Source organism: Gammaproteobacteria bacterium, from assembly GCA_017999615.1.
Lineage (GTDB): Bacteria > Pseudomonadota > Gammaproteobacteria > JAABTG01 > JAABTG01 > JAGNLM01.
In genome coordinates, this window is the sequence record JAGNLM010000005.1 from 1 (window position 1) to 24,532 (window position 24,532).

Annotated in this window: 20 protein-coding genes; 16 read left to right on the top strand and 4 right to left on the bottom strand. The window is 71.7% G+C overall.

Annotated elements, in window-relative coordinates; translation table 11 throughout:
- Positions 1 to 434: 434 nt before the first annotated feature.
- Together ubiG and KA217_06150 are read right to left on the bottom strand one after the other, a co-directional pair.
- Positions 435 to 1,154, bottom strand: coding sequence for a bifunctional 2-polyprenyl-6-hydroxyphenol methylase/3-demethylubiquinol 3-O-methyltransferase UbiG (ubiG, locus tag KA217_06145; GenBank protein MBP7712033.1), 720 nt, complete (start codon positions 1,152 to 1,154; stop codon positions 435 to 437).
- Between the two features lie 19 nt (positions 1,155 to 1,173).
- Positions 1,174 to 2,589, bottom strand: coding sequence for a TRZ/ATZ family hydrolase (locus KA217_06150; GenBank protein MBP7712034.1), 1,416 nt, complete (start codon positions 2,587 to 2,589; stop codon positions 1,174 to 1,176).
- A 154-nt stretch (positions 2,590 to 2,743) separates the two neighbouring features.
- Here KA217_06150 and mtnA point away from each other — a divergent pair, with 154 nt between their 5' ends.
- The 13 genes from mtnA (at position 2,744) to pyrF (ending at position 18,374) form a co-directional block, all read left to right on the top strand.
- Positions 2,744 to 3,787, top strand: a complete 1,044-nt coding sequence (mtnA, locus tag KA217_06155) for an S-methyl-5-thioribose-1-phosphate isomerase (GenBank protein ID MBP7712035.1) — start codon at positions 2,744 to 2,746, stop codon at positions 3,785 to 3,787.
- A gap of 151 nt (positions 3,788 to 3,938) precedes the next feature.
- Positions 3,939 to 6,494, top strand: coding sequence for a DNA gyrase subunit A (gyrA, locus tag KA217_06160; GenBank protein ID MBP7712036.1), 2,556 nt, complete (start codon positions 3,939 to 3,941; stop codon positions 6,492 to 6,494).
- Positions 6,495 to 6,668: 174 nt separating this feature from the next.
- Positions 6,669 to 7,751 (top strand): 3-phosphoserine/phosphohydroxythreonine transaminase, encoded by a 1,083-nt coding sequence (gene serC, locus KA217_06165; GenBank protein MBP7712037.1) that lies wholly within the window; start codon positions 6,669 to 6,671, stop codon positions 7,749 to 7,751.
- Between the two features lie 7 nt (positions 7,752 to 7,758).
- Positions 7,759 to 8,925 (top strand): phosphoglycerate dehydrogenase, encoded by a 1,167-nt coding sequence (locus KA217_06170; protein ID MBP7712038.1) that lies wholly within the window; start codon positions 7,759 to 7,761, stop codon positions 8,923 to 8,925.
- A 63-nt stretch (positions 8,926 to 8,988) separates the two neighbouring features.
- Positions 8,989 to 10,062 carry a prephenate dehydratase gene (gene pheA / locus KA217_06175; GenBank protein MBP7712039.1) on the top strand — a complete coding sequence of 358 codons (1,074 nt, stop codon included), beginning with the start codon at positions 8,989 to 8,991 and terminating at the stop codon, positions 10,060 to 10,062.
- Between the two features lie 32 nt (positions 10,063 to 10,094).
- On the top strand, positions 10,095 to 11,189 hold the full coding sequence (locus KA217_06180) for a histidinol-phosphate transaminase (GenBank protein ID MBP7712040.1): 1,095 nt from the start codon (positions 10,095 to 10,097) through the stop codon (positions 11,187 to 11,189).
- Positions 11,186 to 12,064, top strand: coding sequence for a prephenate dehydrogenase/arogenate dehydrogenase family protein (locus KA217_06185; GenBank protein ID MBP7712041.1), 879 nt, complete (start codon positions 11,186 to 11,188; stop codon positions 12,062 to 12,064). The genes KA217_06180 and KA217_06185 overlap by 4 nt, the downstream gene beginning before the upstream one ends.
- An 85-nt stretch (positions 12,065 to 12,149) precedes the next feature.
- The gene (gene aroA / locus KA217_06190) at positions 12,150 to 13,481 is read left to right on the top strand and encodes a 3-phosphoshikimate 1-carboxyvinyltransferase (GenBank protein MBP7712042.1); all 1,332 of its coding nucleotides are present in this window, start codon (positions 12,150 to 12,152) and stop codon (positions 13,479 to 13,481) included.
- A complete protein-coding gene (locus KA217_06195; protein ID MBP7712043.1) occupies positions 13,478 to 14,191 on the top strand; it encodes a (d)CMP kinase in 714 nt (237 codons plus the stop codon). The genes aroA and KA217_06195 overlap by 4 nt, the downstream gene beginning before the upstream one ends.
- 130 nt (positions 14,192 to 14,321) lie before the next feature.
- A complete protein-coding gene (rpsA, locus tag KA217_06200) occupies positions 14,322 to 15,992 on the top strand; it encodes a 30S ribosomal protein S1 (protein ID MBP7712044.1) in 1,671 nt (556 codons plus the stop codon).
- 45 nt (positions 15,993 to 16,037) lie between these two features.
- Positions 16,038 to 16,415 carry an integration host factor subunit beta gene (locus KA217_06205; GenBank protein MBP7712045.1) on the top strand — a complete coding sequence of 126 codons (378 nt, stop codon included), beginning with the start codon at positions 16,038 to 16,040 and terminating at the stop codon, positions 16,413 to 16,415.
- A gap of 92 nt (positions 16,416 to 16,507) precedes the next feature.
- Positions 16,508 to 17,677, top strand: a complete 1,170-nt coding sequence (gene lapB / locus KA217_06210; protein ID MBP7712046.1) for a lipopolysaccharide assembly protein LapB — start codon at positions 16,508 to 16,510, stop codon at positions 17,675 to 17,677.
- The gene (pyrF, locus tag KA217_06215; protein ID MBP7712047.1) at positions 17,670 to 18,374 is read left to right on the top strand and encodes an orotidine-5'-phosphate decarboxylase; all 705 of its coding nucleotides are present in this window, start codon (positions 17,670 to 17,672) and stop codon (positions 18,372 to 18,374) included. The genes lapB and pyrF overlap by 8 nt, the downstream gene beginning before the upstream one ends.
- Here the strand turns inward: pyrF and argA are convergent.
- Complete coding sequence (gene argA / locus KA217_06220) at positions 18,355 to 19,689, bottom strand: amino-acid N-acetyltransferase (protein MBP7712048.1); 1,335 nt, start codon at positions 19,687 to 19,689, stop codon at positions 18,355 to 18,357. The genes pyrF and argA overlap by 20 nt on opposite strands.
- 704 nt (positions 19,690 to 20,393) lie before the next feature.
- Here argA and KA217_06225 point away from each other — a divergent pair.
- The 3 genes from KA217_06225 (at position 20,394) to KA217_06235 (ending at position 23,494) form a co-directional block, all read left to right on the top strand.
- A complete protein-coding gene (locus tag KA217_06225) occupies positions 20,394 to 20,774 on the top strand; it encodes an RNA-binding protein (protein MBP7712049.1) in 381 nt (126 codons plus the stop codon).
- Between the two features lie 72 nt (positions 20,775 to 20,846).
- On the top strand, positions 20,847 to 22,775 hold the full coding sequence (locus KA217_06230; GenBank protein ID MBP7712050.1) for a CBS domain-containing protein: 1,929 nt from the start codon (positions 20,847 to 20,849) through the stop codon (positions 22,773 to 22,775).
- Entirely contained in the window at positions 22,772 to 23,494 is a 723-nt protein-coding gene (locus KA217_06235; GenBank protein MBP7712051.1) for a 3'-5' exonuclease, read from the top strand. Before KA217_06230 ends, KA217_06235 begins: the two co-directional genes overlap by 4 nt.
- Positions 23,495 to 23,601: 107 nt before the next feature.
- On the opposite strand, the gene KA217_06240 is transcribed toward KA217_06235, so the two are convergent.
- Positions 23,602 to 24,507: a TonB family protein gene (locus KA217_06240; protein MBP7712052.1), complete on the bottom strand. Its 906-nt coding sequence runs from the start codon at positions 24,505 to 24,507 to the stop codon at positions 23,602 to 23,604.
- Positions 24,508 to 24,532: the final 25 nt, after the last annotated feature.

Genomic DNA, 24,532 nt, shown 5'->3' on the forward strand with positions numbered 1-24,532 from the left:
CGTAGACCTCGATCAGCTCCTCGACCTGGAGCTTGGTCTGGAGCCTCTGGGACAGGTGGAGCAGCCACCCCTTGTCGAAGGCGTCGCGGGAGGCGACGCCCGCGCGTCCGGGGCGGGGGCGTGGGGTCAGGGACACTCGCGGAACCTCGGAAGGCAGGCGGAGCGGCATAAGGAATCGGTCACCACTGGGCTCTCGACTTCCGGGATGCCATAAGCGTGCCAGGTCCAGGGATCCGGGGGTGCCCCGGTGGTCGCCCATAAATTTCATGGAGTTGCGTGCAGGGCGGGAGGGCTGCGGGAGGAGGGGTCAATTCCTTGACGCAGCGATTCGGCCGCCGGGCGGCAAGGGGCGGCGGCTTCCCGGCAGGCGGCGGCGAGGCGGTCCCAGGGGGGTGCGCCAGGGGGGCACCGGCGCGGGGTGGCCACGAGGGGGCCTAGGCCGGGTCCTCAGGCCTTCTCGCCTGCGCCAGGTAGTTGACGTCGAGACTGCGTGTGAAGTTCGCCGTGCGGGTGAAGGGGTTGTAGCGCACGCCGGTGAGGGCCAGGGGCTCCAGTCCTGCCGCGCGCATCCAGCGGGTCAGCTCGGCGGGGCGCACGAAGCGGGAGTAGTCGTGGGTGCCCCGGGGCAGGAGTCCCAGCACGTACTCGGCGCCGAGGACCGCGAACAGGTAGGCGGCGGGGCTGCGGTTCAGGGTCGCCAGGAACAGCTGGCCCCCGGGGCGCAGCAGCGAGGCGCAGGAGCGGACCATCGCCGCCGGGTCCGGGACGTGCTCCAGGAGCTCCATGCAGGTGACCGCATCGAAGGAGCCCGGTTCTTCCCGCGCCAGGGCCTCCGCGGAGAGGAGCCGGTAGTCGAGGGACACCCCGGCCTCCTCCGCGTGCCGCCGGGCGACCTCCAGGGGACCCGCCGAGAGGTCGATGCCGACCACGTGGGCGCCGCGCCGAGCCATGGCCTCGGCCAGGATCCCCCCGCCGCAGCCCACGTCCGCGATCCGTTTCCCGGCCAGCCCCAGCCGCTCCTCGACCCAGGCGAGGCGCAGGGGATTCAGGTCGTGGAGCGCCCGCAGCTCCCCGTTCGAGTCCCACCAGTGGTGGGCCATCGCCTCGAACCGGGCGAGCTCGAGGGGGTCGGCGTTGGGTGCGGTCGCGGTCATGGGAGGTCGTTTCCCGGGCTCATTCGCGCTCTCCAGGGGGCACGGCACCGGAGAGCGGGCCGCGCGCGGTGTCCGGACGGGTGTCCCGGTGTCGGGCGCCGGCGGCGATGCGGGCTCCCCAGCCCCGCGTCCGCTGGCGCAGCTCGGCCTCGTCGAAGGTGGTGGGAAGCCGGCCCTTCAGGAGGTGCCGGCCCGCGACCCACACGTCGGTGACCTGGTGGCGGCTGGCCGCGTACACGAGCTGAGAGACGGGGTGGTGGACCGGCTCGGTCTCCAGGTGGGAGAGATCGATTGCGGCGAGGTCGGCCGCCTTGCCGGGGACGATCGAGCCGACCTCCTCCTCGATCCCGAGCGCCCGGGCCCCGTGCAGGGTGGCCATGGTGAGGGCCGTCCAGGCGCTCACCGCCGCGGCGTCGCCGGCGACGGCCTTGCCGACGAGGGCGGCCGTGCGCGCCTCGCCGAGCAGGTCGAGGTCGTTGTTGCTGGCCGCACCGTCGGTGCCCAGGGCCACCGGGACGCCGGCGTCGAGCAACCGCTGCACCGGACAGAACCCGCTCGCGAGCTTCAGGTTGGACTCCGGGCAGTGCACCACGCAGAGGCCGTGCTCGGCCGCGCTCTCGATCTCGGCGGGCTCGAGCTGGGTCATGTGCACGGCGGCCAGCCGGTACGTCAGCAGGCCGAGGCGCTCCAGGCGCGCGAGGGGGCGCACGCCGTGGCGCTCGACTCCCTGACGCACCTCGTCCGCCGTCTCGTGCACGTGCATGTGCACGGGCACGTCCAGCTCCTCGGCGAGGGTGGCGACGCGGGCGAGGGCCGCGTCGGAGACGGTGTAGGGGGCGTGGGGGGCGAAGGCCGTGCGCACCAGGGGGTCGCCGCGAAAGCGGTCGTGGGTTTCAATGGCCCTGGCGAGGTACTCGTCGGTGTCCCGGGCCCACACCGAGGGAACGTCGATCACGAGCAGTCCCACCACCGCGCGGATCCCCATGGAGGAGGCGACGCGGGCGGTGTCCGCGGGGAAGAAGTACATGTCGTTGAAGCAGGTGGTGCCGCCCCGGAGCATCTCCGCCACGGCGAGCCGGGTCCCGTCCTGCACGAACTCCTCGCTGACCCAGCGGCCCTCGGCGGGCCAGACGTGCTCCTGGAGCCAGCGCATCAGCGGCAGGTCGTCGGCGAGGCCCCGGAAGAGGGACATCGCGGCGTGGGTGTGGGCGTTCACCAGACCGGGGATGAGCGCATGGTCGCCGAGCCGGTGCTCGACCCGGGGCTCGAAGCGCGCCTTCGCCTCGGTGCTGGGCAGCACCCCCACGATCCGTCCCCCGTGGACGGCTACCGCGTGGTGCTCGAGGACGACGCCCGGGGGTTCGACGGGGATCACCCAGCGGGCGTGGATCAGGGTGTCGATGGGCGTCACGGGGCTGGCTTCGGGTGGTCGCATCCGGGGCTGAGTATGCTCTACCGGCCAGAGCGCGAAAATGGGCGGGCGCACCGGTCCGGGCCCTGCAGAGGGGACCTGGGCAGTGGGTTTGCCTGGCGCCGGCGGCTCGCCCAGAATCGCTCGGCCCAACCCCGGGTCACGCACCGCCGCCGCCATGCCCCACGACCGCCACGACACCGTCCGTGCCCTCCTCTGGGAAGGCGGGGCCCTGCGTCTGCTGGACCAGCGCCGCCTGCCCTCCGAGGAGGCCTGGCTCACGGCGAGCGACGCCCCCGGCGTCGCGGCCGCCATCCGGGACATGGTGGTGCGCGGGGCTCCCGCGATCGGCATCGCCGCAGCCTATGGCGTGGTCCTGGCGGCCCGTGACGCCTGGGCCAGGGACCCCGGGGCCTGGCGTGCGCTCGCCCAGGAGGACCTCGCTCGCCTTGCCGCCGCCCGCCCGACGGCGGTCAACCTCTTCTGGGCGCTCGCGCGGATGCGCCTCGCGATGGCTGGGGTCGCCGGCGACCCCGTGCCCCCGCTGCTCGCCGAGGCAGACGCCATCCTGGCCGAGGACGTCGCGGCCAACCGCCGCATGGGCGGGCTCGGCGCCGCCCTGATCGACCGCGCCGGCGCCGTGCTGACCCACTGCAACACGGGCTCTCTCGCGACGGGGGGCTACGGCACGGCCCTCGGCGTCGTGCGCAGCGCCGCCGCCGCCGGCCGGGTGACCCGGGTGTACGCGGACGAGACGCGGCCGTGGCTGCAGGGCGCCCGGCTCACCGCCTGGGAGCTCGTGCGCGACGGCATCCCCGTGGACCTCCTGGTCGAAGGCGCCGCGGCCTCCCTGCTGCGCCGGGGCGAGGTTTCCTGGGTTCTCGTGGGCGCCGACCGCGTCGCCGCCAACGGCGACTTCGCGAACAAGATCGGCACCTACGGTCTTGCGGTCCTGGCGCGCCACCACGGCGTGCCCTTCATGGTCGTCGCCCCGAGCTCCACCGTGGACCTGGAGACGGCGGACGGGGGGGCGATCCCCATCGAGGACCGGTCCCCCGAGGAGGTCCTCGCCTGCGGCGGGCGCCCGGTCGCCGCCCCGGGGGCCGGGGCCTGGAACCCGGCCTTCGACGTCACCCCCGCCGGGCTGGTGGACGCCCTGGTCACGGAGCGCGGCGTGGTGCTGTGCCCGGACCGGGAGAAGATCGCCGCCCTGATGGCCTGATGGCCTGATGGCCTGATGGCGTTGGGCGCCGGCTGCCGTGGAAAACAGTTTTGCGGGTCGCCGGCGGCTCCGGCGACCTGCCGGTGCGGTGGGGATGGTACAATCTGCCCCCTGACAGGAGCTTACCCGCGCCGAGCCGCCCCGCAACCCCATGCCTGATTTCGCCAGGGAAGTCCTCCCGGTCAACATCGAGGAGGAGCTGAAGCAGTCGTATCTCGACTACGCGATGAGCGTGATCGTCGGGCGAGCGCTGCCCGACGTGCGCGACGGGCTCAAGCCCGTCCACCGCCGGGTGCTCTTCGCCATGAGCGAGCTCGGCAACGACTGGAACCGCGCGTACAAGAAGTCAGCCCGCGTGGTCGGCGACGTGATCGGCAAGTACCACCCGCACGGCGACGTGGCGGTCTACGACACCATCGTGCGCATGGCGCAGCCGTTCTCCATGCGCTACGTGCTGGTGGACGGCCAGGGCAACTTCGGATCGGTGGACGGCGACGCCCCCGCGGCGATGCGCTACACCGAGGTGCGCATGGCGCGCATCACCCAGGAGTTGCTGGCGGACCTCGACAAGGAAACGGTCGATTTCGCGCCGAACTACGACAACTCGGAGCGCGAGCCGACAGTCCTGCCGGCGCGCCTGCCGAACCTCCTGGTGAACGGGTCGGCGGGGATCGCCGTGGGGATGGCGACCAATATCCCGCCCCACAACCTCACCGAGGTGGTGAACGCCTGCCTCGCGTACATCGAAGACCCCGCCATCCGGGTGGCGGAGCTGATCCGCCACCTTCCCGGGCCGGACTTCCCCACCGGGGCCTACATCAACGGCGCAGCCGGTATCCGCGAGGCCTACGAGACGGGGCGCGGGCGCATCTTCGTGCGCGCCAAGAGCCACGTCGAGACCGACGAGTCGAACGGCAAGCCGCGCATCGTCGTCACCGAGCTCCCCTACCAGGTCAACAAGGCGAAGCTGCTGGAGCGGATCGCCGAGCTGGTGCGCGAGCGCAAGCTCGAAGGCATCACCGAGCTGCGCGACGAGTCCGACAAGGACGGCATGCGCATGGTGGTGGAGCTGCGCCGGGGCGAGGTGGCGGAGGTGGTGCTGAATAACCTCTACCAGCACACCCAGCTGCAGACGGTGTTCGGCATCAACATGGTGGCCCTCGCGGACGGGCAGCCGAAGCTCTTCAACCTCAAGCAGCTCATCGAGGCCTTCGTGCGCCACCGCCGCGAGGTGGTGACCCGGCGCACGGTCTACGACCTCGGCAAGGCGCGCGACCGCGCGCACGTGCTCGAGGGTCTGGCGGTGGCGCTCGCCAACATCGACCCGGTCATCGAGGCCATCAAGACCTCGCCGAGCCCGGAGGAGGCCAAGGCGAGGCTGCTCCGGCGGGCGTGGCCCCCGGGCGCTGTCGTGGGCATGGTGGAGCGCGCGGGCGCCGACGCCGCGCGGCCCGAGGGGCTCGCGCCGGGCCTCGGGCTGGGCCCCGAGGGGTACCGGCTCTCGGAGACCCAGGCCCAGGCCATCCTCGAGCTGCGCCTGCAGCGCCTGACCGGCCTCGAGCAGGACCGGATCACGGCGGAGTACCGCGAGCTGCTGGCGCGGATCGCCGAGCTGCTGGCGATCCTGGAGGACCCCGACCGGCTGATGGCCGTCATTCGCGGAGAGCTCGAGGCGTTGCGCGAGCAGTTCGGGGACCGGCGCAAGACCGAGATCCTGGACCAGCACCAGGCCCTCGGGCTCGAGGACCTGATCAGCCCGGAGGACGTGGTCGTCACCCTGTCCCACGCCGGCTACGCGAAGAGCCAGCCGCTCGACCTCTACCGGGCGCAGAGGCGCGGCGGGAAGGGCCGCTCGGCGACGGCGATGAAGGAAGAGGACTTCATCGACAACCTGTTCGTCGCCAACACCCACGACTGGGTGCTCTGCTTCTCGAGCCGTGGGCGCGTGTACTGGCTCAAGGTCTACGAGCTGCCCCAGGCCGGTCCCTCGGCGCGGGGCAAGCCCATCGTGAACCTCCTGCCCCTCGAGGAGGGCGAGCGCATCAACGCCGTTCTCCCCGTCAAGGACTTCACCCGCGGCGGCTTCGTGCTGATGGCAACGGCCCGCGGAGTCGTGAAGAAGACTCCGCTCGACGATTTCTCCCGCCCGCGCACGAGCGGCATCATCGCGGTGGACCTCGCCGAGGACGACCAGCTGGTCGGCGTCGACCTGACGGACGGGGAACGCGACGTGATGCTCTTCGCGAGCGACGGCAAGATGATCCGGTTCGCCGAGCGGCAGGTGCGCCCCATGGGCCGCTCCGCGCGCGGCGTGCGGGGTGTGCACCTCGCCGAGGGGGCCGGGGTGATCGCGCTCATCGTGCCCACGCCCGACAGGACGGTGCTGCTCGCGACCCAGAACGGCTACGGCAAGCGGACGACGGTCGAGGACTTCCGGCCCCAGGGGCGCGGCGGACAGGGGCTCATCGCGATCCAGACGAGCGCCCGCAACGGGCCGCTCGTGGGCGCGGTGCTGGTGCGCGAGGAAGACGAGATCATGCTGATCACGGACGGCGCCACGCTGGTGCGCACCCGGGTGCACGAGGTCCCGGTGCTGAGCCGCAATACCCAGGGCGTGAAGCTCATCAGCCTGGCCGAGGAGGAGCGGCTGGTGGGGTTGGCGCCGGTGGTGGAGGAGAACGAACCGGAGGCCGCTGCGCAGGAGTAGGGCGGGGCGGCCCGGAAAGGTCCACGGGCCCGCGAGGGTCCGACGGTTACGGTTACGGTTACGGTCACGGTGGCGGGGCGAGCGGGTTCGCGCCCCGCGCAGGGTGGCGCAGAGGGGTGCGCGCACGGGTCTGCCCGTGCGGCGGACCCACACGTGGAAGAGGGAGATCGATCGATGGCACGGGTTTACAACTTCAGTGCGGGTCCGGCGGTGCTGCCGGAAGAGGTGCTCACGCGGGCGCGCGAGGAGATGCTCGACTGGCGCGGCTCGGGCATGTCGGTCATGGAGATGAGCCACCGCGGAAAGGACTTCCTCTCCATCGCCCAGAAGGCCGAGGCGGACCTGCGCGAGCTCCTCGGGATCCCCTCCAACTACAAGGTGCTGTTCCTGCAGGGCGGCGCGAGCCAGCAGTTCGCCATGGTGCCCCTGAACCTGATGGGCGAGAAGGGCAAGGCCGACTACGTCCACACGGGCGAGTGGTCGAAGAAGGCCATCGGCGAGGGCAAGCGCCAGGGCCAAGTCAACGTCGTGGCGGACGCGGCGGCGTCGAAGTACACGACGATCCCGCCCCGCGCGGAGTGGAAGCTCGACCCGGACGCGGCCTACGTGCACTACACCCCCAACGAGACCATCGGCGGCGTGGAGTTCCACTGGGTGCCGGAGACGGGCGGCGTCCCGCTCGTGGCCGACATGTCCTCGACCCTTCTCTCGCGGCCGATCGACGTTTCCCGCTTCGGTCTCATCTACGCCGGGGCGCAGAAGAACATCGGGCCGGCGGGGCTCGTCATCGTGATCATCCGCGAGGACCTGATCGGGCGCGCGGGGGCGGCTGTCCCGGCGATGCTCAACTACAAGACCCACGCCGATGCCGAGTCGATGTACAACACGCCGGCGACCTACTCGTGGTACATCGCGGGCCTCGTGTTCGAGTGGCTCCTGCAGAAGGGTGGGCTCTCCGCGATGGCGGAGGTCAACCGCCGCAAGGCGGAGAAGCTCTACGGGGCCATCGACGCGAGCGGCTTCTACCGCAACCCGGTGGCGAAGGATTGCCGGTCGTGGATGAACGTGCCGTTCACGCTCGGTGACTCGGCGCTCGACGAGCCGTTCCTGAAGGAGGCGAAGGCGGCCGGACTCGTGACGTTGAAGGGCCACCGCTCGGTCGGAGGGATGCGCGCGAGCATCTACAACGCGATGCCGGAATCCGGCGTCGACGCGCTCGTGGCATTCATGCGCGATTTCCAGCAGCGCAAGGGCTGAAGCGGCCATGTTCAAGATCCTGACGCTCAACAACATCTCCGTTTCCGGCCTGCGCCGGCTGCCGCGCGAGCGTTACGAGGTTGCCTCGGAGATCCAGCATCCCGACGCGGTCCTCGTGCGCTCCTTCAACATGCACGAGATGGAAATCCCCTCGACCCTGAAGGCGGTGGGTCGCGCAGGGGCCGGAGTGAACAACATCCCCGTCGACAAGATGAGCGCGCGCGGGATCGTGGTGTTCAACGCGCCCGGCGCGAATTCCAACGCGGTGAAGGAGCTCGTCATCGCGGGAATGCTGATCGCGGCCCGCAACATCGTGCAGGCGTGGGACTTCGCCCGCGGTCTCGAGGGCACCGACGTGGAGATCCGCAAGGCGGCGGAGTCCGGCAAGAAGCAGTTCGTCGGCTTCGAGCTCCCCGGGCGCACGCTCGGCGTGGTCGGTCTGGGGGCCATCGGGGTCCGCGTGGCCAACGCCGCCATTGCGCTTGGCATGAAGGTGGTCGGCTACGACCCGGACATCACCGTGGCCCGGGCCTGGGAGCTCTCCTCCCAGGTGCAGCAGGCGCTCAGCCTCGACGACCTGCTCGCGCGGTCGGAGTTCGTGACGCTGCACGTGCCGCTCTCGAACAAGACCCGGGCGATGATCGACGCGAAGCGCCTCGGTTCCATGCGCGACGGGGTCGTGCTGCTCAACTTCGCGCGTGAGGAGATCGTCGACGAGCACGCGGTGGCGAGCGCGCTCGCCCACGGCAAGGTCCGGGCCTACGTGTGCGATTTCCCGGGCAACACCCTGCGCGGGAACCCCCGCGTCGTCATGCTGCCGCACATCGGCGCGTCCACTGCCGAGGCGGAGGAGAACTGTGCCGTGATGGTGGCGGACCAGGTGCGGGCCTACCTGGAGGACGGGACCATCCACAACTCGGTGAATTTCCCCGAAGTGGAGATGGCGCGCAGCAGCGGGAGCCACCGGCTCGCGGTGGTGAACGCGAACGTCCCGAACATGCTGGGCCAGATCTCGACGAAGCTCGCGGGCGCCGGCCTGAACATCGTGGACATGCTGAACAAGTCCCGCGGGGAACTGGCGTACACGCTGGCCGACGTGGAGTCCCAGGTGCCTCAGGAGGTGATCGCCGACATCGCCTCGACCCAGGGCGTGCTCGCCGTCCGGTCGCTGTAGGGTGCAGCCGTGAGCGCGGGCGGAGACGGCGTTCCCCCCTCGGGCGGCGGCCTCCCGCCGCCCGTGGGGCTCGACGAGCTGCGCTCGCGCATCGACGAGGCCGACCGCGAGATCCAGGCGGTCATCGCCCGGCGGGCGGCGCTCGCCCTCGAGGTGGCGCGCGCCAAGCGCGACGCGGGCGCCGAGGAGGACTTCTATCGCCCCGAGCGGGAGGCGGAGATCCTGCGGCGCGTCGTGGAGCGCAACGCGGGGCCGCTCGACGACGGCACTCTCGTGCAGTTGTTCCGGGAGATCATCTCCGCCTGCCTTGCCCTGCAGAAGCCGCCGCACGTCGCGTTCCTGGGCCCCGCCGGGACGTTCACCCAGGAGGCGGCGCTGAAGCACTTCGGGCACTCCGCCCGGACGCTGCCCTTCGACACGATCGAGGGCGTGTTCCGGGAAGTGACCTCGGGAGCGGCGCACTACGGGGTCGTGCCGGTGGAGAATTCGACCGAGGGGGTGGTGAGCCACACCCTCGACATGTTCATGCAGTCGTCGCTTCAGATCTGCGGCGAGATCGGGCTGCCGATCCACCACTTCCTGCTCTCCCGCGAGGGCAGCCTCGAGCGCGTGCGCCGCGTCTACTCCCACTACCAGTCGCTCGCCCAGTGCCGGAAGTGGCTCGACGAGCACCTGCCACGGCCCGAGCGGGTGGGCGTGGCGAGCAACGCGGAGGCCGCCCGCCTCGCCTCGGTGGAGCCCGGCACCGCGGCCATCGCCGGTGAGGTCGCGGCGCACCTCTACGGCCTCGGGACCCTCGCCGCAAAGATCGAGGACGAGCCCGAGAACACGACACGGTTCCTCGTGGTCGGGCAGCGCGCCGTGCCGCCGACCGGGTCGGACAAGACCTCCCTCATGCTGGCCGCCCGCAACCAGCCCGGCGCGCTCTACGAGCTGCTCGAGCCGTTCTCGCGCTACGGCATCAACATGACGCGGATCGAGTCGCGGCCTTCGCGCCGCGGAAAGTGGGACTACGTCTTCTTCGTCGACGTGGACGGCCACGTCCAGGACCCGAATCTCGCGGGCGCGCTGCGCGAGGTGAGCGAGCGCTCCGCGATCTTCAAGGTGCTGGGCTCCTACCCGAGGATGATCCTGTGATTTCGAGACGACGGTCTGCCGGAACCAACCCGATGCTGCCGCTCGCCGCGCCCGGCGTGCGCGGGCTCACGCCCTACCGGCCGGGGAAGCCGATCTCCGAGCTCGAGCGCGAGCTCGGGATCTCGAACGCCATCAAGATGGCCTCGAACGAGAACCCCCTCGGCCCCAGCCCCCACGCCCTCAAGGCCGCCGAGGCCGCGCTCGCCGAGCTGGCGCGTTACCCCGACGGCAATGGCTTCGCCCTCAAGCAGGCGCTCTCGCGCCGGCTCGGGGTCAGCGTGGATCAGATCACGCTCGGCAACGGTTCCAACGACGTCCTCGAGCTGCTCGCCCGGGCCTTCGCCACGCCGCGCGACGAGGTCGTGTTCTCGGAGCAGGCCTTTGCCGTCTACCCTCTCGTCGCCCGGGCCGTGGGCGCGAAGGCGGTGGCCATTCCCTCGCGCGAGTGGGGGCACGACCTCGAGGCGATGCGCCGGGCCGTGGGGCCGCGCACTCGTCTCGTCTTCATCGCCAACCCGAACAACCCGACCGGCACCTGGAACGACGCCGCCTCGCTCGCGGCGTTCCTCGACGCCATGCCGGCGCACGTCGTCACGGTGATCGACCAGGCCTACATCGAGTACGTGGAGGAGCCGTCGCTCCCCGACTGCGTGCCGTGGGTCGCCCGTTACCCGAACCTGGTCGTGGCGCGCACCTTCTCGAAGATCTACGCGCTCGCGGCACTGCGCGTCGGCTACTCGGTGTCGCACCCCGCCGTCGCGGACCTGCTGAATCGCGTGCGCCAGCCGTTCAACGTCAACAGCGTCGGCTTGGCGGCGGCCGAGGCGGCCCTGGAGGACGAGGAGCACGCGGCGCGGGGCATCCGGATGAACCGCCAGGGCATGCGTCAGCTCACCGAGGCCTTCGGGCGGATGGGCCTCGACTACATCCCGTCGCTCGGAAACTTCGTCTGCGTCCACGTGGGCGGCCCGGCCGGGCCGGTCTACGACGGGCTCCTGCGCGAGGGGGTCATCGTCCGTCCGGTCGAGAACTACGGCATGCCCGAGCACCTGCGGGTGACCGTGGGCCTCGAAGAGGAGAACCGGCGCTTCCTCGCCGCACTGGAGAAGGTCCTGGCGAAGCGGTGATCGAGCGCCTCTGCGTCGTCGGCGTCGGCCTGATCGGCGGGTCGCTCGCTCGCGCCCTGCGCGCGGCCGGCGCGGTCCGCGAGGTCGTCGGCTGTGGGCGCGAGCGGGCGAACCTGGAGCGCGCGGTGGCCCTCGGCGTCGTGGACCGCTTCACCCAGGACGTCGGCGAGGCGGTGTCCGGGGCCGACCTGGTGTTCCTCGCGGTCCCCCTGGGCGCTATGCGCCCGGCGCTCGAGGCCCTGCGGGGCCGGCTGGCCCCGGGGGCGGTGATCACCGACGGGGGCAGCGCGAAGGCGAGCGTGGTGGCGGACGCCCGGGCCGTCTTCGGGGCGGTTCCGCCCTTCTTCGTGCCCGGCCACCCGATCGCCGGGACCGAGAAGAACGGGGTGGAGGCGTCCTTCGCGACGCTCTACCGCAGCCGCCGGGTCATCCTGACCCCTCTGCACGAGACGGACCCCGGCGCGGTCGCCCGGGTCGAGGAGATGTGGCGCGCGTGCGGGGCGGAGGTGAGCTACATGACGGTGGGGCACCACGACGAGGTGCTCGCCGCCACCAGCCATCTGCCCCACATGCTCGCCTACGCACTGGTGGACTCCCTGGCCCGGCTCGATGAGCACGACGAGGTCTTCCGCTACGCGGCCGGGGGATTTCGGGACTTCACCCGGATTGCCTCGTCCAACCCCGTCATGTGGCGGGACATCTGCATCGCCAATCGCGAGGCCCTGGCGCGAATGCTCGCCCGCTTCTCGGGGGAGCTCGCCGAGCTGACCGCCGCGGTGGAACGGGGCGACGGGGAGGGACTGCTCGAGATCTTCGCCCGCGCCAAGCGGGCGCGGGACCGTTTCGTCGACGGCGGCGCCTCGAGTCCGGAGTGAGGGCGCAGCCCCGGCCGGTCCCATTTGCGGCGGTGGACCCGGGCCGCTATCCTTCCGGGCCGTTTTCGTCTCCCGGCCTCGCCCCATGACTGTCTCCTCCCAGATGCGTTTCGCGGTCCGGCACGGTGGCCGCCTCCGGGGGCGTCTGCGCGTTCCGGGGGACAAATCGATCTCCCACCGCGCGGTCATGCTGGGGTCGGTTGCCGAGGGCGTCACGCGGGTGGAAGGTTTTCTGCAGGGCGAGGACAGCCTGGCCACCCTCGAGGCCTTCCGGCGCCTGGGGGTGCGCATCGAGGGCCCGGACGCGGGCCGGGTCGTCGTCCACGGGGTGGGTCTCCAGGGCCTGCGCCCGCCCGACGGGCCGTTGGACCTCGGCAACTCCGGCACCTCCATGCGGCTCCTGGCGGGCCTGCTCGCCGGGCAACCCTTCGCTGTCACGCTGGTCGGGGACGCCTCCCTCACCCGGCGCCCCATGCGCCGGGTCACCGAGCCGCTGGCGGCGATGGGCGCGCGGGTCGAGACGAGCGCAGGTGGCACGCCGCCCCTCGTGATCCACCCGGTGCCCGGGCTGCGGGGGATCGACTACGCGATGCCGGTGGCGAGCGCACAGGTGAAGTCCTGCCTGCTGTTGGCCGGTCTCTACGCCCGGGGCGAGACCTGCGTGCGGGAGCCTGCGCCGAGCCGGGACCACACCGAGCGCATGCTCGAGGGCTTCGGCTACGCTCTGCGGAGGTCGCCCGGGCGGGTGTGCCTCACGGGCGGGGGGCGGCTCGCGGCGTGCGAGGTGCGGGTCCCCGCCGACATCTCTTCCGCCGCCTTCTTCCTGGTCGGTGCGAGCATCGCCCCGGGCTCCGACGTGGTGCTGGAGCAGGTGGGCATGAACCCCACGCGGACTGGCGTGATCGACGCCCTGCGCCTGCTCGGGGCCGACATCACGGTGGAGAACGAGCGGGTGTCCAGCCACGAGCCGGTCGCCGATCTGCGGGTGCGCAGCGCCCGCCTGCGGGGGGCGGTCATCCCGCCGGAGCTGGTGCCGCTCGCCATCGACGAATTCCCCGCGTTGTTCGTGGCGGCCGCCTGCGCGGAGGGCGAGACGGTGGTCAGCGGCGCCGCCGAGCTGCGGGTCAAGGAGAGCGACCGGATCGAGGTGATGGCCGAGGGCCTGCGGGCGCTCGGCGTCGACGCCCGGCCGACGCCCGACGGCATGGTCGTCCGGGGCGGGCCCATCGCGGGGGGGCGGGTCGACAGCCGGGGCGACCACCGGGTCGCGATGGCCTTCGCGATGGCGGCCCTGGCCGCCGAGGGCGACGTCCTCGTCGAGGACTGCGCCAACGTCCAGACCTCCTTCCCCGGCTTCCCCGAGCTCTCCCGGGGCGCGGGTCTCGACATCGAAGTCCTGACGGGCGAGCCGGGGTGAGCGGGGGCGGGGGCAGGAGCGGGGAGATCCCGGTCCTCACCGTGGATGGGCCGAGCGGGTCCGGAAAGGGCACCGTGAGCCGTCTGGTGGCTGCACGCTTCGGGTGGCACTTCCTGGACAGCGGGGCGCTCTACCGGGTGCTCGCGCTCGCCGCGCGATCCAGCGGCGTCGCGCTGGGGGACGAAGCGGCGCTGGCGCGGCTCGCCCTGGGACTGGACGTGCGCTTCACGGGCGGCGAGGACGGCGAGGAGCCGCAGGTCTGGCTCGAGGGGCGCGACGTGTCGCTCGAGTTGCGCACGGAGGAGGCGGGCGCGGACGCGTCGCGGGTCGCGGCCCTCCCGTCTGTGCGCGGGGCGCTGCTCGAGCGGCAAAGGGAATTCCGCCAGGCCCCGGGTCTGGTCGCGGACGGCCGCGACATGGGAACCGTGGTGTTCCCGGGCGCCCGGGCCAAGGTCTTCCTCGACGCGAGCGTCGAGGAACGGGCCCTGAGACGTTATAACCAGTTGAAGAGAAAAGGGTTGCGTGCTAGCCTTCCGGATCTCGAGAGGGAGGTGGCGGAACGCGACGCCCGGGATCGCGGGCGGAGCGTGTCGCCGTTGCGCGCGCCTGACGACGCGGTGGTCGTGGACACCACGTCGATGGCGTTGGACGCGGTGGTCGAGCGTGTGCTGGAAGTGGCGCGCACGGCCTTCCCCGAGGTGAAGGGTTAGCAGGGAGACCTGCTGAAGGGTCCTCGCGCCGAACGGTGGCGAGGTGGGTGTTCAGGGTGAGGTGCGGGCAGTCCTCGGCCCGCTCAACGGACGGTGTCGCGGCGGAATTCGCGGCCAGGGTAAGGGTGTAATGAGCGAGAGCTTCGCAGAGCTGTTTGAGCAGAGTCAGGTGGAGCAGAAGATGCGTCCCGGCGCTATCGTGAAAGCGCTGGTCGTCTCCGTCGGTCCGGACGTGGTGGTCGTCAACGCCGGACTGAAATCGGAGGGCGTGATCCCGACCGCCCAGTTCTACAACGAACGGGGCGAGCTCCAGGTCAAGGCGGGCGACATGGTGGAGGTCGCGCTGGACGCCGTCGAGGACGGCTACGGCACGACGGTTCTGTCGCGGGAAAAGGCGAAGCGCGCCCAGGCCTGGGGCGACCTCGAGCGGGCGTTCGAGAAGGCCGAGACGGTCACCGGCATCATCACCGGCAAGGTGAAGGGCGGGTTCACGGTCGACATCAACGACATCCGGGCCTTCCTGCCGGGCTCGCTGGTGGACGTGCGGCCGGTGCGCGACACCACGTACCTGGAAGGCAAGCCCCTCGAGTTCAGCGTGATCAAGCTGGACCGCAAGCGCAACAACATCGTGGTGTCCCGCCGTGCGGTCGTCGAGGCCGAGACGAGTGCCGAGCGCCAGGCCCTGCTGGACAACCTGCAGGAAGGCTCCGTCGTGCGCGGCGTGGTGAAGAACCTGACCGAGTACGGCGCGTTCGTCGACCTGGGCGGCATCGACGGCCTGCTGCACATCACCGACATGGCTTGGAAGCGCGTCAAGCACCCGAGCGAAGTGGTGAACGTCGGCGACGAGATGGACGTGAAGGTCCTGAAGTTCGACCGGGAACGCAACCGCGTCTCGCTCGGCCTGAAGCAGCTCGGCGAGGACCCGTGGCAGAACATCGCGCGGCGCTACCCCGTCGGCACGCGGCTCTTCGGCAAGGTCACGAACCTCACCGACTACGGTGCGTTCGTGGAGATCGAGGAGGGCGTGGAGGGGCTCGTCCACGTGTCCGAGATGGACTGGACGAACAAGAACATCCACCCGAGCAAGGTCGTCCAGGTCGGCGACGAGGTCGAGGTCATGGTGCTCGACATCGACGAGGACCGCCGCCGCATCTCGCTCGGCATCAAGCAGGTCCAGCCCAACCCCTGGCAGGAGTTCGCGACCAGTCACAACAAGGGCGACAAGGTCGTCGGGACGATCAAGTCGATCACCGACTTCGGGATCTTCGTGGGGCTCGACGGCAGCATCGACGGCCTGGTGCACCTCTCGGACATCTCCTGGAACACCCCGGGCGAGGAGGCGATCCGCAGCTTCCGCAAGGGCGAGGAGATCGAGGCGGTGGTTCTGGCGGTCGACGCCGAGCGCGAGCGGATCTCGCTGGGTGTCAAGCAGCTCGCCGACGACCCCTTCTCGCGCTTCCTGGTCGAGAATCCGAAGGGCAGCGTGGTGCGGGGCAAGGTCACCGAGGTCGACGCCAAGGGCGCCGCGGTGATGCTCATCGACGGGGTCGAGGGCTACATCCGGGCCTCCGAAGTGACCCGCGACCGGGTCGACGATGCGCGCAACGTGCTCACCGTCGGCGAGGAGATCGAGGCGAAATTCGTCGGTGTGGACCGCAAGAAGCGGGTGATCTCCCTGTCGGTCAAGGCTAAGGAGTCCGACGAGGAGGCCGCTGTGCTGAGCGACTACAGCGCAGAGGCCACCGGCGGCATGGCGACCCTCGGGGACCTGCTGCGTCAGCAGCTCGACCGGAAGTGAAGCGGCGGCATCGGCGGCCGGGCGGAGGCTAGCGGGGGAAGGGCTATGGCGTTGTCAGAGGGCGGCAACAAGGGGACTGTCACCAAGTCGGAGCTGATCGAGCGGATCGCCGAGCGACAGACCCTGCTGGGCTACAAGGACGTGGAGCTTGCCGTCAAGAGCATCCTCGAGCTCATGGCCCAGACCCTCGCCAGCGGAGAGCGGATCGAGATCCGCGGCTTCGGCAGTTTCTCCCTGCACCACCGGCCGTCGCGAGTCGGCCGTAACCCGAAGACCGGCGAGCCGGTGTCGTTGCCGGAGAAGTTCGTGCCGCACTTCAAGCCCGGCAAGGAGCTGCGGGATCGCGTGGATGCCGCGGCGGCTGCGGCAGAGGCGGCGGCCCTGGCGGCCGCCGTCGCTTCGGGACGCCGTGTGACTCGCTAGACGGGGCCGTGCGTCCGCGCGGGCCCCGCAGAGCAGGGGTGCCCGCCCGGGCGGGGGCCTTCGGGCATCCCGGTCGGGATCGGGGGTAGCGCATGTACGAGCTGCTCTGGCTCCTGCTCCCCGTGGCAGCAGCCTCGGGATGGCTTGCGGCGACGCGCGGTGCGCGCGGTGCGGCGGCGCCTCCCGGTCCACCTTCGCTGCGCTCGGATTACTTCCGCGGTCTCAATTACCTCCTCGACGAGCAGCCCGACAAGGCCATCGAGCTCTTCGTCAAGGTCCTGGAGGTTGACAGCGAGACCGTCGAGACCCACCTCGCCCTCGGCAACCTCTTCCGCCGTCGCGGTGAGGTGGATCGAGCGATCCGGATCCACCAGAACCTGATCGCGCGTCCCGCGCTCGGGCAGGGCGAGCGGGGCGAGGCGTTGCTCGAGCTCGGCCAGGACTACATGCGCGCGGGCCTCCTCGACCGGGCTGAGGGTCTGTTCCAGGAGCTGGTCCGCAGCGAGCCGTTCGGGGCGCGCGCCCTCCAGCACTTGGTGGACATCTATCAGCAGGAAAAGGACTGGGACCGCGCGGCCCAGGCGGCCCGCCAGCTCGAGGGTCTCTCGGGCCGTCCCTACGGGGGCGTCATCGCGCACTACTATTGCGAGCAGGCGGAGGAGCGGGGCCGGGGAGGGGACCTGGAGGGCGCGCTGGGCCGCGTCCAGCGTGCGCTCGACGCGAGCAGCCAGTGCGTGCGGGCCAGCATGATCGAGGGTGCCCTGCTGGAGCGGGGCGGGGACCACCGGGGGGCGATCCGGGCGCTGAAGCGGGTCGAGCAACAGGACCCCGCCTATCTGCCTGAGGTGATCGAGCCGTTGGGGCGCTGCCACGAGGCCATCGGTCGGTCCCGGGAGATGGAGGACTATCTCGGCTATCTGCTGGAACGTTACGGCGGTGTCTCGCCCGCGCTGGCGCTGGCGGACCTTCGCGCCCGGCGCGAGGGAGGGGAGGCGGCGGTCCGGTTCCTGACCGAACAGCTGCGCCTGCGCCCGTCGGCGCGCGGGCTCGACCGCCTGATCGAGCTCTCCCTCGCCCGCGCCGACGGCGCGGCCCGGGAGAATCTGCTGAGCCTGAAGGACCTCACCCGCAAGCTGCTCGAGGGCCGCTCCGTGTACCGGTGCGGGCATTGCGGGTTCAATGGCCACGTGCTGCACTGGCAGTGCCCCAGCTGCAAGCTGTGGGGTACCGTGAAACCGATCGTGGGGGTGGAAGGTGAGTGATCCGAGGGTGATCGTGGCCCTGGATTATCCCGAGCCGGCTCCGGCCCTGGCCCTGGCGAGGCGCCTGGACCCTGCCAGGGTGCGGGTGAAGGTGGGCAAGGAGCTCTTCACGGCGGCCGGGCCGCGGGTCGTGCAGGACCTGTCCGCCCTTGGCTTCGAGGTCTTCCTCGACCTGAAGTACCACGACATCCCCAACACCGTGGCCGGGGCTTGCCGGGCTGCGGCCGAGCTCGGCGTCTGGATGGTGAATGTCCATGCCCTCGGCGGGCGGCGCATGCTCGAGGCGGCCCGGGAGGCCGTGGCTGCCTCCCGCCGGCCGCCCCGGTTGATCGCCGTGACCGTGCTCACCAGTCTCGACGCCGGGGATCTTCGGGACCTCGGATTCTCCGAAGGGCCCGAGGCCCTCGTGCTGCGCCTGGCAAAGCTGACCGCCGACTGCGGCCTGGACGGGGTGGTGTGCTCGCCCCGAGAGATCGCGCCCCTGCGCGCGGCGCTGCCCTCGGGGCTCGCGCTCGTCACCCCGGGGATCCGGCCCGGTGGCGGGTCTACCGGGGACCAGAAGCGGGTGCTGGGGCCGCGCGAAGCGCTGGCGCTGGGCGCGAGCTACCTCGTGATCGGGCGGCCGATCACGGCCGCTGCCGACCCCATGGAGGCGCTCGCCGCCATCGAGGCCGAGATCAGGCCCGAAGCCACTTGACCAGGATCTTGGAGCCGCGCTGGAAGTTGTAGGTAGTCTTGCGCTCCACGGGCAGGTCGTCGAGGGAGCCGGGCTCGAAACCGCGCTCCCGGAACCAGTGGGAGGTGCGGGTCGTCAGCACGAAGAGCCCCCGTGCGCCGAGGGCGAGCGCGTCGCGCTCGGTGTTCTCCAGGAGGCGCGCCCCCAGCCCGAGATTGCGGTAGGCGGGGTCGACCGCGAGGCACGCCAGCTCCGCGAGCACCTGTCCCGGGTAGGGGTACAGGGCGGCGCAGGCGATGATGGCCCCGTCCCTTTCCACCACCGTGAACTGCTCGATCTCGCGCTCGAGCTTCTCCCGCGGCCGGCGCACCAGGATCCCCTCTTCCTCCAGCGGCCGGATGAGCTCCAGCAGGCCGCCCACGTCCTCGATGTTGGCGCGGCGCAGGTGCTCGTAGGGCGAGGCGCTCACGAGCGTGCCGACGCCGTCCCGGGTGAACAGCTCCAGCAGCAACGCCCCGTCCACACGCCGGTCGAGCAGGTGGGCGCGCCGGACCCCGTTCTGGCACGCGTAGACGGCGCTCTCCAGGTGCCTCACCCGCTCACTCTCGCGGCCCTCGCCAGCGGCCTGCAGGCCGGCGAGGTGGGCGTGGGCCTCGTCCAGCGTGAACTGGCGGACCGGAGTGCCGTCGGTCCTCCCGAGGCACCCGCGCTCCCCGAGGAGAAGCAGCTTGTCGGCCCGCAGCTCCACGGCGATCGCGGTGGCGACCTCCTCGTTGCTCAGGTTGAAGGCCTCGCCGGTCGGGGAATAGCCGATGGGAGAGACGAGCACCACGTTTCCCTGGGCGATCTGGTGCTCGAGCCCGGACCGGTCGATGCGGCGCACCTCGCCCGTGTGGCCGAAGTCCACCCCCTCGCGCACGCCCACGGGGCGGGCGGTGACGAAGTTTCCCGAGGCGACGCGGATGCGGGCGCCCGCCATCGGCGAGTTGGCGAGCCCCATGGAGAGCAGCGACTCGATTTCCACTCGAGCGGCCCCCGCGGCCTCCTTCGCGGCCGTGAGGACGGGGTCGTCCGTTACCCGCAACCCCAGGTGAAAGCGCCCGGGAATGCCGCGGGCGGCGAGCCGCGTGTCGATCTGCGGCCGGACCCCGTGCACCAGCACCAGGCGGATGCCGAGGCTCGAGAGGAGGGCCAGGTCCTGGACCAGGTTGTTGAAGTGCGGGTCCTCCACGGCCTCGCCCCCGAACTGCACCACGAAGGTGCGTCCCCGGTGGGCGTGGATGTAGGGGGAGGCGGCGCGAAAGAAGGCGACGAAGGATTCCGGGCTGGAGCTCACGGCGGTCTCGATGTGCGGCGGTCCCCGCGGCACCCGTGCCGGGCTCGGACCCCGAACCCCGATTGTCCCCGGCGGCGGGGCAGGCCGGCAAGCGCTCCGTCCCGGCAGACCCCGTCCAAAGCAGGGGGCAGCGGGCAGGGGGCCGGAGCCCGGTTCTCCCTCCGGTCCTCAGGTGTCCTCGTGTCCGCCGGGGTCCAGTCTCGGTGCCGCCATGTTCAGGCCGAGCCGGATTCCCCTGCGCCGCACCACGGGCCGCTTCACCGGCGGGCTCGAGACGGCGCCGCGCCTCGCTGCCCCCTTGCGCCGCGGTTCGGGCGGCAGGACGTCTCGGTCGAGGGTGGTAGCGTGTTTCGACAGCTTGTGAGTCGCCATGGCCTTCTCACTCTCAGGGGCGAAGCTCGTCCGGGCGAAGGGTTACGCCCTTGACCTCCCATCGATACACCGGTTAGCGACCGAACTCCATGATGCCTTGAGGTTTTTCGGAAGGGCTCTGTCTGCCCGCGGGCCAGTAACCGTCGCGAGCCTTTCCCCCGGATAAAAAAAGCTATACTGCCGGTTGCCACGCCTGCGGCGGCCCACCCTATGGGGGATGCCTTCGGCGTTGGCCCTGGCGCACGCTGGCCACTTCGGGTGCCGTTCCCGGTCACTAAGCGCGTCGCCCTCACGCAGTATTGGATTCAGGAACGACTCGAGGAGTCTGCACCATGGCCATGAAGCTTTACGTCGGCAACCTCTCGTACGATATGACCGACGCCGAACTGACCGAGCTCTTTTCCCCGTTTGGCACCGTCGAGAGCGCTCGGGTCGTCACTGACCGCTTTACGGGGCAGTCGAAGGGATTCGGGTTCGTCGAAATGTCGAACCGCAGCGAGGGCGAGAAGGCCATTCGCGAACTGAATGGGAAGGAGAGCCACAAGCGCGCCCTGACCGTGAACGAGGCGCGTCCCCAGGCGCCGCGCACCGGTGGCCCCGGTGGTGGCGGCGGTGGTGGCGGTGGCGCCGGGCGTGGCCCGGGTGGCGGGGGCCGTGGCCCCGGTGGTGGCCGTGGTCCGGGGGGCGGTGGCTTCCGCGGCGGCCGTTTCTGATCCGAAGACCCGGGTGCGGCCCGTCCGGGCCGCACCCGGGGAGTCCTGAGGGGCTCTGCGCAGGGAGACCGCATGGTTCCTCCCCCTCCCTCCTCGTGGGCCGGGACATCGGCGGCCACCCTGGCCCCGGTCCTGGAGTTCCTCGCCAAGCACGCCCCCTTCTCCCACATGTCGCAGGCCGACCTGGAATTTCTGGCGGCCCGGCTGACCCTCGCCTTCTACCCCCGGGGCCGCACCGTCCTGAGTCCCGAGGACGGACCCGCCTCGCGGCTCTTCATCATCAAGCAGGGCCGTGTCCGGGGGGAGGCCGCCCCCGGTACCCCGGGCTCCGAGGACGGCGCCTGGGAGCTCCTCGCCGGAGAGTCCTTCCCCATCGGTGCCCTGCTGGGCAAACGGCCGGCGCGCATGACCCAGCGGGCGGTCGAGGACACGTTCTGCTACGAGCTCGCGCTCGAAGACTTCGACGCCCTTCGCGCCCGCAGCCCGGAGTTCCAGGACTTCTGTGCCCGGCGCCTGGCGAGCCTGCTCGATCAGGCCCTGCGGGGGATGCAGGCCAGCGTGGCGAACCGCTTCGCCGCCGACAGCACGTTCAACACCCCCCTGATGGCGCTGGTCCGGCGCGAGCCCGTGACTTGCGCCCCCGGCACGCCCCTGCGCCGGGCCCTCGAGACGCTGGAGCGCGAACGCGTCGGCAGCGTGGTCGTCACCGGCGGCAACCGCTGTCCCCTCGGCATCTTCACGCTGCACGACCTGCTCTCCCGGGTGGCCCTGCGCGAGATGCCCCTGGACACCCCGATCGATGCCGTGATGACCCCCGAGCCGGCGTCCCTGGGGTCTCGGAGCCTCGCGCTCGAGGCCGCGCTCCTGATGGCGAGCCACGGCTTTCGGCACGTCTGCGTAGTGGACGACTGCCGCCTGGTGGGGGTGGTCTCCGAGCGCGACCTCTTCTCCCTGCAGAGGGTCGGGATCGCCAATCTGTCGAGGACCATCGGCCGGGCACCCGACCTGCACGCCCTGATGGGGGTGGGTCCCCAGACGCAGACGCTGATCTGCCAGATGCTGGCCCAGGGGGTGTCGGTCGAGCAGCTCGCGCAGATCGTCACCTTGCTGAACGACCAGACGGCGAGGAGGGCGATCGAGCTGGTGCGGGCGTCCCACGAGGACGGTCTGCCCCGCTTCGCCTGGCTCGCCTTCGCCAGCGAGGGACGGGGTGAGCAGACCCTCCGGACCGGCCAGGACAACGGGATCCTCTTCTCTCTCCCGCCAGGAGAAGACCTGGAGGCGGCGCGGGGCCGCCTGCTGGCGTTCGCCCGGGAGGTCAACCAGGCGCTGTCGGACCTCGCGTATCCCCTCGGCCGGCGCCAGGTCCTGGCGAGCCACCCGGACTTCTGCCTGACCACCGAGGAGTGGGAGCACCGGTTTGCCACCTGGGTGGACCAGGGGAACCCGGAGCAGCTCGCGGAGGTGGGTATCTTCTTCGACCTGCGCGCGGTCTACGGGGATTCGGGGGCCGTGGAGCGCCTGCGACGAGGCGTGCTGGAACGGGCCGCGGGTCACCCCGGGTTCCTCCGCGCCATGGCCGCCAGTGCCCTGCGCAACCGTCCGCCCCTGGGCCTCGTGAGCGAGTCCGGCGGGTCCGAGGGGGGAGAGCACCCCGATGCCCTGGACCTGAAGGGGCAGGGAGCCGCGGTGTTCGTGGACGGTGCGCGGCTGTTGGCTCTGGGCGCGAGAGTCCCCGAGACCAGCACGCTCGCCCGCCTGCGCGCGGTCGCCGCGAAGGGCGGGGTCGGGAAGGACGAGGCCGGGGCGTTCTGCGACGCCTACGCCTTCATCGAGCTCCTGCGCATGCGCCACCGCCAGACCCGGGAGCGGGCGGGTCTGGCCCTCGACGACCGCGTAGACCCGCACACGCTGAACGAGTTGGACCGGCGCATCCTGCGCGAGGCGTTCCGCCAGGCCAGGAAGCTGCAGGCCCGGATCGCGCGCGACTACGGCCCGTGAGGCTCTTCTCAAGCCTGTACCGCCGCCCGCCCCCCCTCGCCCCGGAGTTGGCCGGCCGCCTGCGCTCCTGGCAGGCACTGGGCGCCGAGGACGACCGCGCACCCATCGAAGAGACCCGATTCGTCCTGGTCGACGTGGAGACCAGTGGCCTCGACCCCCGCCGCGACCGGCTCATCGCCATCGGGGCGGTGGCGCTGCGCCGGGGGCGTCTGGACGTGGGCCGCGGGTTCGAGGTGGTCCTGCGCGAGGAGGGGGCCTCAGCCGACGAGGCCGTATTGATTCACGGCATCGCGCCCGGGGAGCGGGAGCGGGGGGAGCCTGCCCCCGAAGCCCTGCTGTCGTTCCTGGAGTACGCGGGCCGCTGCGCGCTCGTGGCGTTCCACGCGCCCTTCGACCGCGCTGTCCTCGAGCGCGCGGTGCGCCAGAGCCTGGGTGTGCGCCTCCCGAACCCCTGGCTCGACGTGGCCTGGCTCGCCCCGGCGTTGAACCCTCGTCTCGGCCTGGAGCGAACGGGCCTCGACCACTGGCTGGAGCACTTCGGTCTGAGGGCCCACGCCCGCCATCGGGCCCTGGCGGACGCTCTGGTCACCGGCGAGCTGTTCCTGGTGCTCCTCGCCCAGGCCAGTGCGGCGGGTGTCCGGGACCTGGCTGGCCTCGCGCGGGTCGCTCGGCTGCGGGAGCGGGCGGCGCAGGAAGGGGGGGGCGTCTCCGGGGCGTGAAAGGCGGCCCGACCCCTGACACGGGACGACGGACCGGCTGCGCGGCTGCGAGCGGGGAGCCGGGGTCGGTCCGGGGAGCCGGAGGGGTGATCAGGCCGGAGGGGTGATCAGGAGGAGAGGGAGAAGCGCACCGTCTGGCGCGCCCGGCGGCTGACGGCCTGCCCGTCCTCGACTCGCGGGGCGAAGCGCCACTGCACGATCGCCCGCAGCACCGAGAGATCGAAGACCCCCGGCGCCGAGGCCTGCAAGACCCTCGGGTCCGACACGCTCCCGTCGGGGAGGACCGTGAACTCCACCAGTACCGTTCCTTCCGTCCGGCTGGAGCGCGCCGCCAGGGGATAGGTCGGGGGCACCCGCACGGTGGGCGCGGCCTCGGCGTCGATACCGGCCGCCGCCGCGCCGGTCCCGGAACGGCCCTTCGCCGGGGTGGGTGCCGGCCCGGCCGGGGCCGCGCTGGCCTCGCCGGTACTGGAGCGAGCCAGCGAGTCTGTCGCCGGCTCGCGAGCCGCAGGGGGCGTGGCAGGCTGCCGGGCCGCTTCCGCAGTGGCTCGCGCGGTCCGGGCGCGCGGGCGCCGGTCGGCGGGCAACGGGGAGCGCGGTTTCGCCGGGGTGGCCTCGGGCGGCGGCTGGGCGTCCAGAATCGCCACCAGTGCGGGCTCGGCCGGTGCGGGGGCATCCAGAATCGTTGCTGGCGCGGGCTCGGCCGGTGGCACGGGCGCCGCGGCCGGCGGTGGGATCTCAGGGAGGGACTCCGGCCCGTTCGCGGGGAGGGGCTTCGCAGGGGCGGGTTCCCCGCCGCCCGGGGCCCGGTGCGAGGCAGGGGCCGCCAGCACCACCTCGATCCGGTCGACCCTCGCGGGACCCTGCGCGCCGGGCAGGCCCCTCGGGTCGGCGAGCAGGAGGGCGGCGGCGTGCACCACCGCGGCCAGGGCGAGGGCCAGGGCAATCCGCCCGTCGAGGCCCGGGAGCCGGACCAGCGCCTCGGGGGCCGCCTCGGGGCGCAGGGGCGTCACCCGCGCCGTCGGAGCGGCCACGGCG

Excerpts from the sequence above, each read along its gene's own strand:
- ubiG (MBP7712033.1), bottom strand. The coding sequence starts at position 1,154 with ATGACCGCGACCGCACCCAACGCCGACCCCCTCGAGCTCGCCCGGTTC.
- KA217_06150 (MBP7712034.1), bottom strand. The coding sequence starts at position 2,589 with ATGCGACCACCCGAAGCCAGCCCCGTGACGCCCATCGACACCCTGATC.
- mtnA (MBP7712035.1), top strand. The coding sequence starts at position 2,744 with ATGCCCCACGACCGCCACGACACCGTCCGTGCCCTCCTCTGGGAAGGC.
- gyrA (MBP7712036.1), top strand. The coding sequence starts at position 3,939 with ATGCCTGATTTCGCCAGGGAAGTCCTCCCGGTCAACATCGAGGAGGAG.
- serC (MBP7712037.1), top strand. The coding sequence starts at position 6,669 with ATGGCACGGGTTTACAACTTCAGTGCGGGTCCGGCGGTGCTGCCGGAA.
- KA217_06170 (MBP7712038.1), top strand. The coding sequence starts at position 7,759 with ATGTTCAAGATCCTGACGCTCAACAACATCTCCGTTTCCGGCCTGCGC.
- KA217_06180 (MBP7712040.1), top strand. The coding sequence starts at position 10,095 with ATGCTGCCGCTCGCCGCGCCCGGCGTGCGCGGGCTCACGCCCTACCGG.
- aroA (MBP7712042.1), top strand. The coding sequence starts at position 12,150 with ATGACTGTCTCCTCCCAGATGCGTTTCGCGGTCCGGCACGGTGGCCGC.
- rpsA (MBP7712044.1), top strand. The coding sequence starts at position 14,322 with ATGAGCGAGAGCTTCGCAGAGCTGTTTGAGCAGAGTCAGGTGGAGCAG.
- KA217_06205 (MBP7712045.1), top strand. The coding sequence starts at position 16,038 with ATGGCGTTGTCAGAGGGCGGCAACAAGGGGACTGTCACCAAGTCGGAG.
- lapB (MBP7712046.1), top strand. The coding sequence starts at position 16,508 with ATGTACGAGCTGCTCTGGCTCCTGCTCCCCGTGGCAGCAGCCTCGGGA.
- KA217_06225 (MBP7712049.1), top strand. The coding sequence starts at position 20,394 with ATGGCCATGAAGCTTTACGTCGGCAACCTCTCGTACGATATGACCGAC.
- KA217_06230 (MBP7712050.1), top strand. The coding sequence starts at position 20,847 with ATGGTTCCTCCCCCTCCCTCCTCGTGGGCCGGGACATCGGCGGCCACC.